Origin of the sequence: Idiomarina sp. 017G, assembly GCF_004362265.1 — a bacterium.
Taxonomy (GTDB): domain Bacteria; phylum Pseudomonadota; class Gammaproteobacteria; order Enterobacterales; family Alteromonadaceae; genus Idiomarina; species Idiomarina loihiensis.
The window spans coordinates 69631-85852 of sequence record NZ_SNWT01000001.1; the positions used below are offsets into that span (position 1 = coordinate 69631).

Annotated in this window: 19 protein-coding genes; 13 read left to right on the forward strand and 6 right to left on the reverse strand. The window is 47.9% G+C overall.

Features of this window, described 5'->3' with window-relative positions:
- Together DEU30_RS00355 and DEU30_RS00360 are read right to left on the reverse strand one after the other, a co-directional pair.
- On the reverse strand, positions 1-282 hold the full coding sequence (locus tag DEU30_RS00355; RefSeq protein WP_011234359.1) for an EscU/YscU/HrcU family type III secretion system export apparatus switch protein: 282 nt from the start codon (positions 280-282) through the stop codon (positions 1-3).
- Positions 279-1916 carry a flagellar hook-length control protein FliK gene (locus DEU30_RS00360; protein WP_114981600.1) on the reverse strand — a complete coding sequence of 546 codons (1638 nt, stop codon included), beginning with the start codon at positions 1914-1916 and terminating at the stop codon, positions 279-281. Before DEU30_RS00360 ends, DEU30_RS00355 begins: the two co-directional genes overlap by 4 nt.
- 78 nt (positions 1917-1994) lie before the next feature.
- Here DEU30_RS00360 and ccmA point away from each other — a divergent pair, with 78 nt between their 5' ends.
- The 11 genes from ccmA (at position 1995) to DEU30_RS00415 (ending at position 10724) form a co-directional block, all read left to right on the forward strand.
- Positions 1995-2651 carry a cytochrome c biogenesis heme-transporting ATPase CcmA gene (ccmA, locus tag DEU30_RS00365; RefSeq protein WP_114981599.1) on the forward strand — a complete coding sequence of 219 codons (657 nt, stop codon included), beginning with the start codon at positions 1995-1997 and terminating at the stop codon, positions 2649-2651.
- Entirely contained in the window at positions 2648-3331 is a 684-nt protein-coding gene (gene ccmB, locus DEU30_RS00370) for a heme exporter protein CcmB (RefSeq protein ID WP_114981598.1), read from the forward strand. The genes ccmA and ccmB overlap by 4 nt, the downstream gene beginning before the upstream one ends.
- 1 nt (position 3332) lies before the next feature.
- Positions 3333-4070, forward strand: a complete 738-nt coding sequence (locus DEU30_RS00375; RefSeq protein WP_011234355.1) for a heme ABC transporter permease — start codon at positions 3333-3335, stop codon at positions 4068-4070.
- Positions 4070-4300, forward strand: coding sequence for a heme exporter protein CcmD (gene ccmD / locus DEU30_RS00380; RefSeq protein ID WP_011234354.1), 231 nt, complete (start codon positions 4070-4072; stop codon positions 4298-4300). Before DEU30_RS00375 ends, ccmD begins: the two co-directional genes overlap by 1 nt.
- A complete protein-coding gene (gene ccmE / locus DEU30_RS00385) occupies positions 4284-4766 on the forward strand; it encodes a cytochrome c maturation protein CcmE (protein ID WP_011234353.1) in 483 nt (160 codons plus the stop codon). The genes ccmD and ccmE overlap by 17 nt, the downstream gene beginning before the upstream one ends.
- On the forward strand, positions 4763-6718 hold the full coding sequence (locus DEU30_RS00390) for a heme lyase CcmF/NrfE family subunit (protein ID WP_114981597.1): 1956 nt from the start codon (positions 4763-4765) through the stop codon (positions 6716-6718). The genes ccmE and DEU30_RS00390 overlap by 4 nt, the downstream gene beginning before the upstream one ends.
- A complete protein-coding gene (locus DEU30_RS00395) occupies positions 6711-7259 on the forward strand; it encodes a DsbE family thiol:disulfide interchange protein (RefSeq protein ID WP_011234351.1) in 549 nt (182 codons plus the stop codon). The genes DEU30_RS00390 and DEU30_RS00395 overlap by 8 nt, the downstream gene beginning before the upstream one ends.
- Positions 7256-7717, forward strand: a complete 462-nt coding sequence (locus DEU30_RS00400; protein WP_011234350.1) for a cytochrome c-type biogenesis protein — start codon at positions 7256-7258, stop codon at positions 7715-7717. Before DEU30_RS00395 ends, DEU30_RS00400 begins: the two co-directional genes overlap by 4 nt.
- Positions 7710-8918: a c-type cytochrome biogenesis protein CcmI gene (ccmI, locus tag DEU30_RS00405; protein WP_011234349.1), complete on the forward strand. Its 1209-nt coding sequence runs from the start codon at positions 7710-7712 to the stop codon at positions 8916-8918. The genes DEU30_RS00400 and ccmI overlap by 8 nt, the downstream gene beginning before the upstream one ends.
- Positions 8915-9661 (forward strand): VacJ family lipoprotein, encoded by a 747-nt coding sequence (locus DEU30_RS00410; protein WP_011234348.1) that lies wholly within the window; start codon positions 8915-8917, stop codon positions 9659-9661. Before ccmI ends, DEU30_RS00410 begins: the two co-directional genes overlap by 4 nt.
- Before the next feature lie 73 nt (positions 9662-9734).
- Positions 9735-10724 (forward strand): response regulator, encoded by a 990-nt coding sequence (locus DEU30_RS00415; RefSeq protein WP_114981596.1) that lies wholly within the window; start codon positions 9735-9737, stop codon positions 10722-10724.
- Here DEU30_RS00415 and DEU30_RS00420 read toward each other — a convergent pair.
- Positions 10693-11004: a DUF6170 family protein gene (locus DEU30_RS00420; RefSeq protein ID WP_114981595.1), complete on the reverse strand. Its 312-nt coding sequence runs from the start codon at positions 11002-11004 to the stop codon at positions 10693-10695. The genes DEU30_RS00415 and DEU30_RS00420 overlap by 32 nt on opposite strands.
- 103 nt (positions 11005-11107) lie before the next feature.
- On the opposite strand from DEU30_RS00420, the gene galU reads away from it, so the two are divergent.
- Positions 11108-11992: a UTP--glucose-1-phosphate uridylyltransferase GalU gene (gene galU / locus DEU30_RS00425; RefSeq protein ID WP_114981594.1), complete on the forward strand. Its 885-nt coding sequence runs from the start codon at positions 11108-11110 to the stop codon at positions 11990-11992.
- A gap of 7 nt (positions 11993-11999) precedes the next feature.
- Here galU and DEU30_RS00430 read toward each other — a convergent pair whose 3' ends face one another.
- From DEU30_RS00430 to cmoA, 3 genes are read right to left on the reverse strand one after another with little or no spacing between them, the layout of a single operon-like run.
- A complete protein-coding gene (locus DEU30_RS00430) occupies positions 12000-12893 on the reverse strand; it encodes a LysR family transcriptional regulator (protein ID WP_114981593.1) in 894 nt (297 codons plus the stop codon).
- Between the two features lie 21 nt (positions 12894-12914).
- On the reverse strand, positions 12915-13886 hold the full coding sequence (cmoB, locus tag DEU30_RS00435) for a tRNA 5-methoxyuridine(34)/uridine 5-oxyacetic acid(34) synthase CmoB (protein ID WP_114981592.1): 972 nt from the start codon (positions 13884-13886) through the stop codon (positions 12915-12917).
- Positions 13887-13894: 8 nt separating this feature from the next.
- Positions 13895-14626: a carboxy-S-adenosyl-L-methionine synthase CmoA gene (cmoA, locus tag DEU30_RS00440; RefSeq protein WP_114981591.1), complete on the reverse strand. Its 732-nt coding sequence runs from the start codon at positions 14624-14626 to the stop codon at positions 13895-13897.
- A 54-nt stretch (positions 14627-14680) separates the two neighbouring features.
- On the opposite strand from cmoA, the gene DEU30_RS00445 reads away from it, so the two are divergent.
- Positions 14681-16174, forward strand: a complete 1494-nt coding sequence (locus DEU30_RS00445) for a diguanylate cyclase (protein WP_227016312.1) — start codon at positions 14681-14683, stop codon at positions 16172-16174.
- Positions 16175-16222 lie beyond the last annotated feature (48 nt).

The window sequence follows — 16222 nt, forward strand, 5'->3', positions numbered from 1 at the left end:
TTAACCCTCTTCCCATTGTCTTGGGAATTTGCCATCCAGTAAGTACGCGAAAGCGATAATTTCCGCAATAATAATGTACAGCTCGCGTGGAATTTCATCGCCCACATTCAGTTTGGCCAGCGAATCGGACAGCAAAGGATCTTCATGGACTAAAACGCCATGCTCTTTTGCAACGGCAATAATTTCTTCAGCAAGTTCGTCAAACCCCCGGGCTATGACTTTGGGCGCATTAAAACCGTCGTAAGACAAACCTATCGCTTGTTTTTCTTTCTTGTCACTCATACGGTCACCCGAATAATACCGCTGTGCTGCTGTGCCAGATTGTCTGGAATTTTGCCTTGCTGAACCCGAAGTTTAACGCTGTTAACCTCCAGCTCGCCAAGCCTTTTTTCAAGCTTTTCGACATTACTCTCAACCACTTTTTGCGCCGCTTTCGTTTCAGTGTAGAAGTCAACCGATGACCCTTGTGGGTGATAGCGACCTTTAACCAGCAAAGGCCCGGTACTTTCAAGTTCAAAGCGCAGAGTAAATAACCATAAGGTGCGACCGCTACTCTCTTTATTGCTGCTTTCGCGCTCACTGCGAATAAGCAGTTCATGCTGCTGTGGTTTTTGTGTATCAGCGGGTAGCAGAATGTAATATTCCGGTTGTTGGGCAGGCGAGTCCTGAAGCCTGGCCTGACTGCTCTGCGCTGAATTAAGGATACCGGTAAAAAGTTGTAATAGTCGCTGTAGCTGTTGCTGCGGTAATTGTTGCAGCAGGGCATTAATACGTTCGCGTACTTCGCCTGCATTTTCAGGGGCAGGGTTAAGCACCTGCTGAATAAAGGCCTGAGTAAACTGATTTGGTGAGGTTCTCGCTGCTGAACTATTGCTGGTCGTTTCCGGTTGCTGCTGCATTGCCAGCCCCAGCAGCGTCATTAGCATTTGCCCTAAACCTCCCATTTGCTGACTGGGTTGAGCACTGACCGGGCGCGCCGCAAACCAGTCGCTGACCCAGCTCTGCAAGGCCTGGGGGCGCTGCATGGAATCCGGTGTTGGCATTTGCTGAAGTACTCTGACTAAAAGCTGTTGTAAGGCCTTAGGTGGCGACTGCAAGGCTTCTCTTGCTGCTTCTGCTGATAATCGCGCCGTTGGCTGCTGAACGCTTTCAGTCGTGCTTGTCGATAAGGGCGAAGGCCGCAGGCTTTCTGGTATAAAGTTCTGCAATGCCTGTTGAAATTGTTTGGGTGTTATTTGCTGAGCCTGTTTTATTGCTAACCCGGTAGCCTTTGGTATCGACACTTTTTGCGTTGGTGAGGGCTGGGCAGCGGCGTTTGGCTGACTCACTGGCTGGTTAATGGGTTGAGCGCCTGGCTTTGATGTTACCGGCTGTTGCGGTGTCGGTTGCACTGTAGCTACCCGACCTTGCTCAACAAAGGCTTTAACCAGTTTGGACGGCAGTTGAGTTACCGGCACTTCTGCAACAGCCACAGGCTTTGTTGCACCAGTGCTAAGAGCTACACGAACTATCGGTTGTTTGGGATCAGGTTGAGTTATTGTCAGTTGCAATTTCGTTGCAGCCGTTAATGGCGGCTGAATATTTTTGGGTGGGTTAGGCCATTGCCAGTTGTTGCCCTGAATACGAGCTGGTTGCTGGCCTTTTGCGGGCTCAAAAGTTACCGGTAAACTGATCTGGACCAATAATTGGGCGAGTAACCGGGTTGTATTTGCCTGATTCAGCGGGCCAGCATTCGCCGAAGGCGTCGGAAGGTTGCCCTGTTGCGGAGCCTGAGTCGTGGCTGCGGCTGAATTGCCACCAGAGGCGGAGCCGCTGAAAATACGCATTAGGCTGGACAATTGCTGCTGCTCGGCACGAGCTAAAGTTCGTTCCGGAGAAGCCATCATTTGTTGTAACAGTTGCTTAATATCAGCCATGCGCTTTACCTAATTTTTATGGTAGAATCTTGGGCATTTGCGTCAGCTTACCAGTAAGGTTCCGGTTGTAAAATCCGCATGACACAAGTTGCTTCCACCAACAGCCCACTATTGCACGCAGAGCAGCTAAGCTCAATCCGTGGAGGGCGGGTATTATTTGAAAATCTCGACTTTTCCGTGAGCGCTGGTCAGTTATGGCAGGTTAGCGGGCCTAATGGTGCCGGAAAATCGTCGTTACTGCGAATTCTTACCGGATTGCTGGAGCCCTCCGACGGTGTTGTTTCTTTTGACGGTCAGCCGCTGAATCAGAACTGGTCGGAATACTGTCAGCAGTTACTGTTTATTGGCCACAAAGCCGCGGTTAAAGGCGAGTTAAGTGCGCTGGAAAACTTTCACTGGCAGCAACAGTTATCCTCGGTGCAAAACGTGGATGCCTGGGATTTGCTCGAGAAGCTCGGACTGCTGGGGTTAGAAGATGAATTAACCACGCGACTGTCTGCCGGCCAGCAACGACGAGTTGCATTAACTCGATTATGGGCGACGCAGGCTTCGCTATGGATATTAGACGAGCCCTTTACCGCTTTGGATGTACAGGGAATAGCTTTATTACAACAACGCTTTGTCGAGCACTTAGATGCAGGCGGCACCATTATTTTTACCTCGCATCAGTCGCTGACTTTGTCAGGTTTAACGCCCGAAAAACTGTCTCTGGAATACCGGGGTGAGGTGCTATGAGCCAGCTTTCGAATAGACAAACCTGGTTAACCCTGCTGAAGCGTGACTTGCGAATAGCCGCACGGCGACGTAGCGATGCCTTAAACCCTCTGCTCTTTTTATTAATGGTCGTGACGTTGTTTCCGCTAGGCATTGGCCCCGGTCCAGATATTCTGGCTCGTATTGCCCCCGGAATTATTTGGGTAGCCGCTTTACTCGCCAGCTTGCTGGGGCTGGAACGCTTGTTTCGCGATGATTTTCAGGACGGCACCCTGGAGCAGTTGTGTTTATTGCCGCAGCCTCTGGCCTTTACGGTTACAGCGAAAATGATGGCGCACTGGCTGTTAAGTGGTTTACCGCTGGTTATTCTGTCGCCCGTTCTGGCTTTGTTGCTGAGTTTACCGTTGCAGGGTTGGTGGGCACTGGCGTTGACTTTGTTGCTGGGAACTCCGGCATTAAGTGCGTTGGGAGCTATTGGTGCAGCGTTAACTTTGCAGGTTCAGCGCGGAAGTTCGCTGGTCAGTTTAATTTTAATTCCGCTTTTTATTCCCTTATTGATATTTGCCACGGCGGCAGTCGAAAATGCCTCAATGGGGCTTGCAGTTCATGGTCAGTTAGCGATACTGGCGGCAATTTCAGTTTTAACCGTAACATTGGCTCCGCTGGCTGTAGCAGCTGGCATTAGAATGAGTGTGAATTGATATGTGGCGATGGTTACATCCGTACGCAAAACCCGAAGCAACTTATAACCTGTTGCAAAAGCTGCTGCCATGGTTTGTGGCATTAACGCTTGTAACTCTTATTACCGGCGTAATTTGGGGGCTGGCATTTGCTCCGGGAGATTATCAGCAAGGTGACAGTTACCGAATTATTTTCCTGCATGTGCCTGCAGCGATTTTTTCTATGGGCGCTTATATGGGTATGGCCATCATGGGAGGCATTGCACTCATTTGGCAGATTAAGACCGCAGAGTGGGCTATTCCGGCAATTGCGCCGGTTGGTGCGGCACTCACAGTTGTTGCTTTGTTAACCGGGGCTATTTGGGGAAAACCCATGTGGGGAACCTGGTGGGTATGGGATGCACGGCTGACCTCTGAACTGATTTTGTTGTTTCTTTATGTCGGCGTTATGGCCTTGTATTTTGCTTTCGATGACGCCAGAACCGGTGCCAAGGCTGCGGCTATTTTATCTTTAGTGGGTGTTATCAATTTGCCCATCATCCATTTTTCGGTGGAATGGTGGAACACTCTGCATCAGGGCGCGACCATTACCAAGTTTGAACGGCCTTCAATAGCGGCCAGTATGCTAATTCCGTTATTAATCTGTTTGGCCGGTTTCGCGTTTTTAACCGTATCCTTGGTGATGATGCGGTTAAAAAATGAGATACTAAGACACGAATTACACCGCACCTGGGCACAGCAACGACTGGAGCAAGACTAATGGCTTTTGACAGTTTTACTGACTTCGTTGCTATGGGTGGGTACGGACTTTATGTCTGGTTGTCATTCTTTTTAAGTTTTGTTGTTCTTGCCGGAGTTGCTTTAGAAACTTTATTGGCAAAACGACAGTTGGTTAAGAAAAGCCGGCAGTTACAACAGCGTCAACAGCGCTTAGCCAGACGCACAGCCAACCGTGCAGCAGTAGGAGACGGTAATGAACCCAAGACGTAAACAACGCTTAACCTGGGTCGCTATTTTAGTGATTGGGGTTTCGGTAGCAACGGGACTGATGCTGTATGCATTGAGTCAAAGCATCGATCTGTTTTATACACCGACGGAACTGGTTGAAGGCAAGGGCAAGGATAAACAAAAACCTCAGGTTGGCCAGCGGATGCGAGTTGGCGGTATGGTGGTTGAAGGTTCGGTAGAGCGTGACCGCGAAACTTTAGAAGTTTCCTTTAAAATTACAGACATTGGCCCCGAAGTCACTGTGTTATATCAGGGGATTTTGCCGGATTTATTCCGCGAGGGACAAGGTATTGTTGCTCAGGGAGAACTGATTGAACCTACCGTGTTAAAAGCCAGTGAAGTTTTGGCCAAGCACGACGAAGAATATATGCCGCCGGAACTGGCAGAGCAGATGAAAGGCATCAAACATGTAAACCCAAATACAGTTGAAAAAGGTGAAGGGCAATGATTGCTGAAGCAGGACATCTTGCCATAGCGATTGCGCTGGCCTTTTCTGTATTACTGGCGGTTTATCCTTTATGGGGAGCGGCGAAAGGAAACGGCGGCATGATGGCTTTAGCCCGGCCGTTTGCCTATGGCCAGTTTTTCTTTACCGCTATCGCTTTTGCTTTATTAGTCTGGGGCTTTGTCAGTAACGACTTTAGTATTGCTTATGTTGCGGCAAACTCGAATAGTCAGCTACCGGTTGCGTATCGGGTTACCGCGGTGTGGGGGTCACATGAGGGCTCTTTTCTTCTCTGGATGCTAATGCAGGCAGGCTGGATAGCCGCAGTTGCGATATTTTCCCGCTCTATGCCATTGCCGATGATAGCCCGGGTGCTTGCCATTCTGGGGCTGGTCAGCATTGGCTTCTATTTGTTTATGCTAACGGTTTCGAACCCCTTTGATCCCAGTTTGCCTCTCATTCCTGTTGACGGTCGCGATCTCAATCCGTTGCTGCAAGACCCGGGAATGATCATTCATCCGCCGTTGCTGTATATGGGCTACGTCGGCTTCTCTGTCGCTTTTGCTTTTGCTATTGCTGCTTTATTGTCCGGCAAGCTTGATGCAGCCTGGGCACGTTGGTCTCGTCCCTGGACTCTCGCGGCATGGATTTTTCTGACACTGGGTATTGCCATTGGTAGCTGGTGGGCATATTACGAACTTGGCTGGGGTGGCTGGTGGTTCTGGGACCCAGTTGAAAATGCGAGCTTTATGCCATGGCTGGTAGGAACGGCATTACTGCACTCCCTTGCCGTAACTGAAAAACGTGGCAGCTTTAAGTCCTGGACGGTATTGCTGGCTATATCCGCTTTCAGTTTGAGCTTATTAGGCACCTTTTTGGTACGTTCCGGCGTTTTAGTGTCAGTGCATGCGTTTGCAACCGACCCCGCCCGAGGCTTGTTTATTTTGATACTGCTGGGGCTGGTTGTCGGCGGTTCGCTTATTCTTTACGGCCTGCGCGCCGGAAAGATGCAAAGTTACAGCCGTTATGAACTGCTTTCACGAGAAGTGATGCTGCTGGGTAACAATGTCTTGTTAATGGCGGCTATGATAGTTGTGTTTCTGGGAACCATGCTACCTCTGGTTCATAAAGAAATTGGTCTGGGTACCATTTCTATTGGGGCACCTTTCTTTAATGAGCTGTATAGCTGGCTGGTTATTCCATTTGCATTAATGCTGGGTCTTGGACCCTTAATGCGCTGGCGCAGACAAGCTATGCAACCACTTCTGAAACCGCTGGCCTTAGCACTTTCTTTGGCGCTGATACTGGCCTACACGCTGCCGAAGATTTGGGCCGACGAATTACCCGCGTTGGTGGTTATTGCGCTGTTTCTGGCGTTCTGGGTGGCTCTGGCTACACTGACCGAAGTCCAGCAAACGGTAAAACAACGCAAGCAGGGTTGGGCCGGGCTGACCAAAATTTCCGGTAGTCATTGGGGAATGGTTCTGGGGCATTTAGGTTTTGCCGTAACGCTTATCGGCATCACCCTGGTTTCAAACTATGAGCAGGAGCGCGATATTGCGCTTGCGCCGGGGCAATCGGTTGATGTTATCGGTTATAACGTCGTGTTCGAAAGCCTGCAGCATATGGAAGGACCTAACTACGATGCCGATCAGGGAGTATTTACTGTCTACAAAGACGGGCAGGAAGTAACGCAGTTAACCAGCGAGAAACGTTTTTACCGGGTACAACGCACCAGTATGACCGAAGTTGGGCTCGATGCGAGTTTGTTACGCGATATCTATATTGCTATGGGCGAGCCGCTGGATGATGAAACCTGGGCCATTCGTTTCTATATCAAGCCCTTTGTCCGCTGGGTTTGGCTGGGCGCTATTATCATGGCAATAGGTGGCGCTATGGCATTTGCTGATAAACGTTATCGTAAGCGTGGCAAAAAGGAGATGGCCAATGACTAAGTTTCGCTGGTTTATCTTATTTGGTCCGCTGGTTTTATTCATCGGCTTGGTGGGCTTTTTACTTAAAGGCCTTGGCAGCGACCCAACCGAGCTGAATTCGGCGTTAATTGATGAGCCGGTGCCACAGTTTGAAGTGAGTGATCTTTATGACACCGAGGTGACTTACGACCAGTCAGTGTTACACGAGGGCCCTTTGCTGCTTAACGTTTGGGCTACCTGGTGCCCAACCTGTCGCGCTGAGCACGAGTTTCTCAATGAGCTAGCCTCAAGAGGTGTACCAATTGTCGGCCTTAACTATAAAGACGACTCCCGGGAAAAAGCCGTTAACTGGCTAAATACACTGGGTGACCCTTACACGGTGAATTTATTTGACCCGCAGGGCGAGGTTGCGTTTGAATTTGGTGTTTACGGTGCCCCAGAAACCTATTTTATTGACCACAAGGGCGTGATTCGTTATCGCCATGTGGGTGACGTTAATGAACGCAACTGGTCGAATCAACTGCAAGGCATTTACCAGCAATTGCTGGAGGAGGCCGAATGATCCGTTCATTGCTATTAGCTTTTGTCGCAGTGTTTGTATTGACTTCCACGGCATCAGCAGAAAATGAGAACAATTACCAGTTTGACAGCGAACAACAGCGTGCAACCTACCAGCAGTTAACCAAGGAGTTACGTTGCCCCAAGTGCCAGAATCAAAATATTGCCGATTCTAATGCGCCTCTGGCAGAAGATATGCGTGATCGTAGCTATCAGATGTTAAAAGAGGGCAAGTCACGCGAAGAAATTATTCAGTTTATGGTCGCCCGCTATGGCGATTTTGTGCATTACCAGCCACCTTTTACAACGGCTACCAGTATTCTTTGGTGGGGCCCTTTACTGATAGTTGTTATTGGCATTGGTGTAGCCATTGGCTTGACTCGCAAGAAAAAAGCGGCGGTTGAATTAACACCACAAGAACGAGAGCGTTTACAGCAATTGAGGAAGTCGGGCGATGAGTAGTTTATGGTTACTAATGTTGTTGATGTTGCTCGTTGCAGTAGTGTTCGTATTTCTTGCTACAGGAAAGCAAAGACGTTATCAGAAACGTCAGGATGAAAATCAACGCTGGTACGAACAACGTTTGTCAGAGCTTAAAGAAGAGCGCTCTCAGCACGGTCTTCCGGAAGAAGATTATCAGCATGCAAAGCAGGAGCTGGATAAAACCTTTTTGAATGACAGTCAGGATGTTGAAGAAAGCGTTAACTGGCAAAGAGCACCTGTGATTGTGCCGGTGATACTTTTGGTGGTTATATCCTCAGGCCTTTATTGGGCATTTGGCAGTTGGCAGTTACAATTGCAGGCTGAAGATGCACGCGAGCAGTTACCTGAGCTGGGGAAAAGATTGTTGCAGCAACAAAACCAGCAAGCCAGCCGCGAAGACTTAAATACCTTTGCGTTGGGTTTACGGCAAAAGCTGATGCGGGAACCGGATGACGCGGTTGCCTGGTGGATTTATGCTGGGTTAATGGTTGATCTGGGAGCAGGTGAAGACGCCGATGAAGCTTTTCAGAAAGCTCTGGAACTTGAGCCTGACAGAGTGAACACCTTAGTCAGTTACAGCCGGTTTTTATTAATGTCGGGAACGGAAGGCGGGCAGCCTAAAGCGGCTCGTATGCTAGCCCATGCGTTGCAACAGGAGCCCGACAATATCGAAGCTTTATCATTACTGGGTTTTGTGGCCTTCGAGCGTCAGGACTGGGAACAGGCTATTAATGCATGGCAATTATTAAAACAGCGTTTACCAGAAAACTCCAGTAGGTATCAGGCAGTTGTTAACGCGCTGGAAAATGCAAAGAGCCAGCAGGAAAAATCTGAAGTTGAGCTAAAGGTTACTGTTAAGCTAAGTGATGAAATGCGTCGTTACTTGCCTGCTGAAGGTACAGTTTTTGTTTACGTTACAGGCTCAGAACAGCCTATGCCTGCGGCGGTTGTCCGGCAGCCCGTGAGTGAGTTTCCTATGACTGTGACCTTGTCGAATAGTAATGCCATGTTACCGGATTATAAGTTGAGTGACCTTGACGAGTGGCTGGTGCATGCACGTATTTCGCAGGATGAAAAAATCGATCGCCAGATGGGTGATCTGGAAGCTGAGACTGTCGCTATACAAGCTGACGGTTCAACCGAATTAACTTTGACTTTATCGACCCGGATTGACGAATGAAAAAATATGGTTTTTTAATACTACTTTCCCTGTTTATGGTCGGGTGTTCATCGACACCTGAAGACCCTTATGCCGACCCACGTGACCCGTTTGAAGATTTTAACCGCGATATGTGGGAGTTTAACCGTGATGTTGATAAGGCGGTGTTAAAACCTGCCGCTGAAACCTATGAATATGTTCCTCAGCCAATTCGAAACTCATTATACAATGCAGTCGAGAACCTTGATGAACCTTCATCTTTTGTGAATAACTTGCTGCAATGGAAAGTTGCCGATGCTGGCATTTCACTGGGGCGTTTTGTTGTCAACTCCACCGTGGGTTTAGTCGGTCTGTTCGATGTGGCAACTCCCATGGGTCTTACCAAGCGCGAAGAAAGTTTCGGTCAGACCTTAGCGGTCTGGGGCGTGCCGGAAGGCCCTTATTTGATGTTGCCGCTTTTGGGCCCAACCGTTGTCGTAGACCGGGGGGGCGACTATGCCGATGGTCAATATTTTCCATACCCGTTGTTAAGTTGGCCGGTAGATTTGGCTCGTTACGCCATAAAAGGGCTGGAACTGCGTCTGCGCTTGCGTGATCAGGAGCAAGTACTGGAAAACTCCCTGGACCCTTACTCTTTTGTTAAAGACGTTTATTATCAGCGCTGGCAGGATCAAGTGTTTGATGGTAACCCGCCGATTGAAGAAGAAAACTTTGATGACTTTGACGATGACTTCGACGAAGACTTCGATGATTACGACGAATGAGTCGATGAGTCTTATTGACGATTAGCCATTCCTGAACAATGCTTAGGGCATGAGTCATAACTAAGAAGTGACAATGCCCCGAGCGCACATCGCATTAATTGAAGACGATCCGGTATTTCAGTCTGTCGTCAGACAGTATCTGGTAAATAGCGGGTATGATGTGTGTTGTGCAGATAATGGTAAGCAAGGTATAAAGCTTTGTCAGGAAGAATGTCCGGACATTGTGTTGTGCGATTTAAAACTACCCGACATTGATGGCCTTGAAGTCATCGAGAAACTGCTTAAAGTTTGTACTCAAATTCCAATTATTGTCATCTCCGCGTCTGAAAAGATGTCCGATATCCGTGAGGCTGTTCGCCTTGGTGCGTGGGATTATCTGGTTAAACCTGTGCAAAACCTTAGTGTGATTGAAAACGCTATCGAGAATTGCCTGCAACGTTACCAGTTGGAAGAAACCTATCTTCACGATGTGTGGGAACTGGACGCACATATTGATATTTTGTATCAGGACGACGTTATCGTTGGACGGTTGGTTGAGGAGTTGCTGCCGGACGGGCCATTAAACCTTAATGGCTACCAATTTAATTGTTCCATTAATGACTCAGGGAAGGCTCCGATCTGGATTGATTATCGGCCTTTAACCGAAGGCAGGGTTTTAGTAATTATGGCTGCTGCGCAAAATGCAACTGAGCAGAATCTGCTGCCCTTACTGGTATTGAAAACTCTTATTGACCCGCTTATTCGCCAGCATTTGTCCGGACACGATAATACCTTGCTTGCGCCCGGGGTGTTATTACAGCATTTGAATCACGAGCTTTGTCATTCGCAGGTGAGAACCGCTTTTGATGCATTGGTGGGCGTTGTTGATACAGCTAAACATAGTTGGTTATGGGCTCAGGCTGGAGATAAATTTGAGCCAGAGCCGGGAGCAAAACCCGACTTAGCGTTAGGTATCTGGCAGCACGCCAATTTTCGTGAGCACCGCATAGAACATTTACATAAGTTGCATTGCGGGTACGAGAACACAGAGCTTATTGTGACGGCTGTGCCTCAAACTGTTTGATGGCTTTATCAAGGTATGGCAGTGACATATTCAGATTAATGGGTTGTGTAAATAGTGGGTAACCAATACCTGCCGCTAATAAAGCCGGAACTTTCCACCAACCTTCGACCTCTACAATAAAGAAGAAAATAAGACAAATAGGCACCAATTTAGCCATATTACAAATGAGGCGGCGTGGTACCGGCATTTTTTCCTGTGCCATTGATAAAATCATAGCTCGCTGAGTAAAGCTGTACTTAGACAGTTGAGGAATGTGACGCGAAGAAAAATATAAAGCCATAGTCAGTCTTTCATTTGAATTTTGTTAATTGGGTTGCATTATAACATGGGAAAAGGTTATAAACTTGCGCTTCTGAAGTGAACAGAATTTAAGGACAGCTGTTATGGTCAAAAAAGTCGTTATTCCAGTAGCCGGGCTCGGAACTCGGATGTTACCTGCTACCAAAGCCATTCCGAAAGAAATGTTGCCATTGGTCGATCGCCCACTTATCCAATACATTGTTGAGGAATGCGCCGCTGCAGGTTTGACCGATGTCATTCTGGTCACTCACTCAAGTAAGAACTCGATAGAAAATCACTTTGACACGAGCTTTGAGCTGGAAACGACTCTGGAGCAGCGGGTAAAGCGCCAACTGCTGGCTGAAGTGAAAGCCATTTGTCCTGAAAAAACCACGATTATGCATGTTCGTCAGGGTGTTGCAAAAGGCCTGGGGCACGCTGTTCTGTGCGCCCGCCCATTAATTGGAGATGAGCCTTTTGCTGTCGTATTACCTGACGTTCTGGTTGATGAAGCCAGCTGCAAACTGAATCGCGATAACTTAGCTGAAATGGTGAAAAACTTTGAAGCAAGCGGGCATTCGCAAGTCATGGTTGAAAAAGTTCCGCAGCAAGACGTCAGTAAGTATGGCATTGCGGATATTAATGGTGCGGAGTTGAGTCCGGGCGAACAGGCTGGTATTACTCAGCTGGTTGAAAAGCCGTCAGTTGAAGAAGCACCGTCAGATTTAGCCGTAGTTGGGCGCTATGTCTTCTCAGCTGATTTATGGCCGCTGCTGGAGCAGACTCCGGTGGGTGCCGGCAACGAAATTCAGTTGACTGATGCCATGGCAATGCTGCTGGAAAAACAACCGGTTAATGCGTATTACATGAAAGGTAAGAGCCACGACTGTGGTAACAAACTAGGGTACGCTCAGGCCTTTGTTGAACATGCTTTGCGACACCCGGATTTGGGCGCCGACATGAAAGCCTACATTCAGTCTCTGAAATAAAGGCCTTTTAACGGGACTGGTACTTGAGTATCAGTTCCGACAAGGTTTTTGCACAAGGTCCGGTTAGTTCTGCTTTGGGTAATACCATATACAGACTGCCTTTGCGCGAACTGCTTCCCTCAACTTCTATTTGAGCGAGTCTGCCAGAATCTAAATCTTCCTGAGCGATGTAGCCTGGCAACCAGCAAAAACCTAATCCGTTACGAATCAGTCTGAGAGCTTCATCAAAATGGCTGACAGTCCAGCGTTGCTCGGCTTTTAACCAGCCTTCGTCTTCTACCGGCTGGCTGCCGGTATCCTGAATGACTATTTGCAAATATTGAGACAGCTCGTTCTGGTTAATAGGTTGTTCCAGTTTTGCCAGCGGGTGTTCAGGGTGACAAACCAAACCCATACTGTACTGACCTATGGGTTCTCCGATAAAGCCGCGAGGCAGGTGATGCGTAATAACGACATCAGCGGTTTGTTCCTGAATTTGCTCGACGGTGCCGGTAAGTACGGTATCGTTGATAATCAGGCGACTGCCACGACTCAGCTGTTGGAACTCATTCAGCACAGGAATCAACTGGCTGCGGTCAAATGCCATCTCTAAGGCGAGTTTAACTTCCGGCTCCCAGCCTTGCTCCAGGTTATCAGCCAATTGTTCTATTTCTTCAGTCAGGTTGGTTAACTGACGTGATCGGCGAAGCAAAACTTCACCTGCCGCGGTTAGGTGAGCTTTTCGGCCTCTGACTTCCAATAACTGTACGCCTACCACTTGTTGCAGTTTGGCAACCGCGTGATTGAGCGACGACTGGCTTTTGTTCAGTGCTTCAGCTGCGTGCGCGTAACCACCACAGTCAACAACAGCTTGCAGGATACGCCATTGCTCAATGGTCGATTTAGGTCGGTAAACACTCATCTTGATTCCACTCCGGTAGGGCTAAACCCGAGCGGTAATCACTGCTCGAATTGGTGCCTGGTAACCTTCAATAGTCTTATTTCTGTCATTTGGATCAAGAAAATCGGCTAATGACTCTCCAGTCATCCAATCTGTGCGCCGCTGCTCTTCCATTGAGGTTGTATTATGGTCAACTATCGAAATGTCTTTGAAACCTAATCGCTCTAGCCAGACAGACAAGGCACTGGCGCTGGGCAAAAACCAGACGTTACGCATTTGCGCGTAACGCTCGCCAGGCATCATGACGGTGGTTTCATCGCCTTCCACAACAATGGTTTCTAAAACCAGTTGCCCGCCCGGACGGATTAAAGATTTCAGTTGCTGTAAAAACTCGACAGGTGAACGGCGATGATAAAGCACACCCATACTAAATACGGTGTCGAAGCTTTTAAGTTCCGGCATATGTTCAATACCAACCGGGAAAAAATGTGCCCGCTGCTGCCACGACAAAGGCATTAACTGGCTAATGGCTCTGAATTGCATGAGAAAGAGTTCGCCCGGGTCAATTCCCCAAACTTGCTCGGCGCCGGCTTCCAGCATCCGCCATAAGTGGTACCCGCTACCGCAGCCAACGTCCAGTACCTGACGGCCGTTTAAGTCATCTAAATGTGGTGCTACGCGTTGCCATTTCCAATCAGAGCGCCATTCTGTATCGATAAAAACGCCGAATAAATCAAAGGGGCCTTTACGCCAGGGTTGTAACTGCTGGAGCAGGCCGGTTAAGCGAGCCCTGTCGGCATCAGAGGCTTCATCGGCTTCGCCTATCTGCACGGTATCGGACAATTTAACGTGTTTTGCGGTCAAGTTTGGCAATTGTGTTAGAACCCGCTGCCAGCGTTTTAAGTTCCCGTGAGGGTTATTCTTAAAGGCCGTGAGTTGTGGTGCCAGAGTGTCCAGCCACTGGCTATGTGGACTTTGCACAAGTGCGCGAAGTTCTTTACTGAAATCAACCATAATATCCCTTATTTAACGGCCAGCATGGCGGCGAAGTTAAAGCACTGGAACCAGACCGAGCTGTGTTGAAAACCTGCTTTTTGAAAACGCTGTTGATGAGCCTGCAATGTATCAACTTTCATTACGTTTTCGATTGCTGCTCGTTTTTGGCTAATCTCAAGTTCACTGTAACCATTGGCTCGTTTAAAATTATGGTGCAGTTCAATGAGCAGATCATTCATAGATTCATCCGGATGGCGTACTTTTTCCGCGACTAATAGCGCGCCGCCTTTATTCATACCATTAAAAATGTTCTGTATAACCTCGTCTCTTTTATCTTGGCTAATAAATTGCAAAGTAAAGTTTAGTACCACCACTGACGCATTTTTAATTTCGGTTTCGGCGAGATCCTGACAGTGAAGTTCAACCGGGATTTGGCTTTTAAAGCCATCCAGGTGCAGTTGCGCACGCTCTATCATAGGTTGAGAGTTGTCTATTCCAATAATTTTGCAGTTTTCTGTCTGCTCGCACCCTTTACGTATAGCAAGGGTCGCTGCGCCCAATGAACAACCTAGATCGTACAAGCGACTATTAGGCTGAACATAGCGGCTAACAATTTGTGGCAAGGTCTGTAAGATACTGGAGTAGCCCGGAACCGAGCGGTTAATCATGTCAGGAAATACTTCGACAACCTGTTGGTCAAAACAGAAGTCAGAGATGCTGGGCAAAGGCTTTGAAAATATCGTGTCATGTTGCGTCATAGAAGCTACTTTTATTCGATAAAGAATTCAGATTAATAGGCATTTTACCGATAAATGCTACTGACGCACAGGCAATATTCGACTAAAATCCGCGCTATTGCTGCGGAGGGTAAAATATTGAAACGAGCTTTAGGTGTAGTAAGTGCTATTTTTGTCACTTTTACTACAACCGTCTTTAATAGTCATGCAGGCCAATCTGATAACTGGACCCAAGCCTATGAAGAGGTGCGTATAGGTGTGCCCGATCAGATGGAGCCTTTGGTATCAATAAAAGACGGTAAAGCTATAGGGCTCGATGTTGATTTAATTAAAAAGTTTACCCAGGACATTTCGGCAAAAATAGTCTGGAAGCCCTGCGGCCATTGGCGTGACTGCCTTGAGGCGATAAAAAACAAAGAGATTGATGTACTGACCAGCGTTTCTTACTCCGTTGAACGAAATCAGTTTATGGATTTTACCCAAAGTTACTGGTCGACGCCCTGGGCTGTAGCTTCCATGAATACCACTCAACTGAGCAGCGGCAGTCTGAATCTGGAGCAGTTAACCGATAGCAAAATTGGTGTGGTCGAAGGTTACAACATTGTGCCGCAGCTGGCGCAGCTTCGCAGCGTTCAAACCGTTGAAGTGGACGGCATACGTGAAGGTGTGAATTTGTTGCGTAATAATGCGGTTGATTATTATGTTGATAGCCTGCCGTTGTTGGTTCATGAGTTGCAGGAACGGCCGCTGCCGGGCTCCGAGCTTTCTGTTATTGATGATGCGCAGGGCGAAGAGCTTTACCTGGCGGTGAGAGATGACTGGCAACCTATAGTCATGGCTTTAAATCATGGCATTGACAGTGTCACTGAAAGTGAGCGTAATGAACTAAAAAATAAATGGTACGGTTTTCAGTTAGAGCAGGGCTGGAGCAATAAAGAGTTACTTGATATTGCCATGAAAGTTGGCTCTGTCGTTTTACTCATTATTGTTGGCTTTGCTATCTGGAACAGTCGATTACGCCGGGAAATTAAATTGCGTAAAGCAGCGGAAAGACGTATTCGGCATATTGCAACGCACGATGAATTGACTGGATTGCCGAACCGAAACTTAATGCAGGATCGTCTGGAGCAAACCATCAGTCAGAATGAAAGAACGGGAAAACCCTTTGCTGTACTTTTTCTAGACCTCGATGGATTTAAGAAAATAAATGACGAGTTTGGGCACAGTTATGGCGATGAGCTCTTAATTCAGGCTGCACACCGAATGGGCACTTTATTAAGGCGTTCAGATACGGTATGCCGTCATGGTGGTGATGAATTCGTTATCCTGCTGCCAACAGCGAACAGTGTCGGTTCATCACTGGCAGTGTCTCGTAAATTGGTTGTGCAGTTGGCCAAGCCTTATAAAGTGAAAAAGCAACAGTTGGAAATTAGTGTATCCATTGGCGTTGCTATTTACCCTAAGAACGGTACCAATACTGACGATTTGCTTCGCTCTGCGGACAAAGCTATGTACCGGGCAAAAGTCGCGGGTAAAAATGATGTGCGTCTGGCTGGCGACGACGGATGACATTCGTCGTCAGTCCGCTATAATGTTGCGCTTCGTAAAAACATTCAT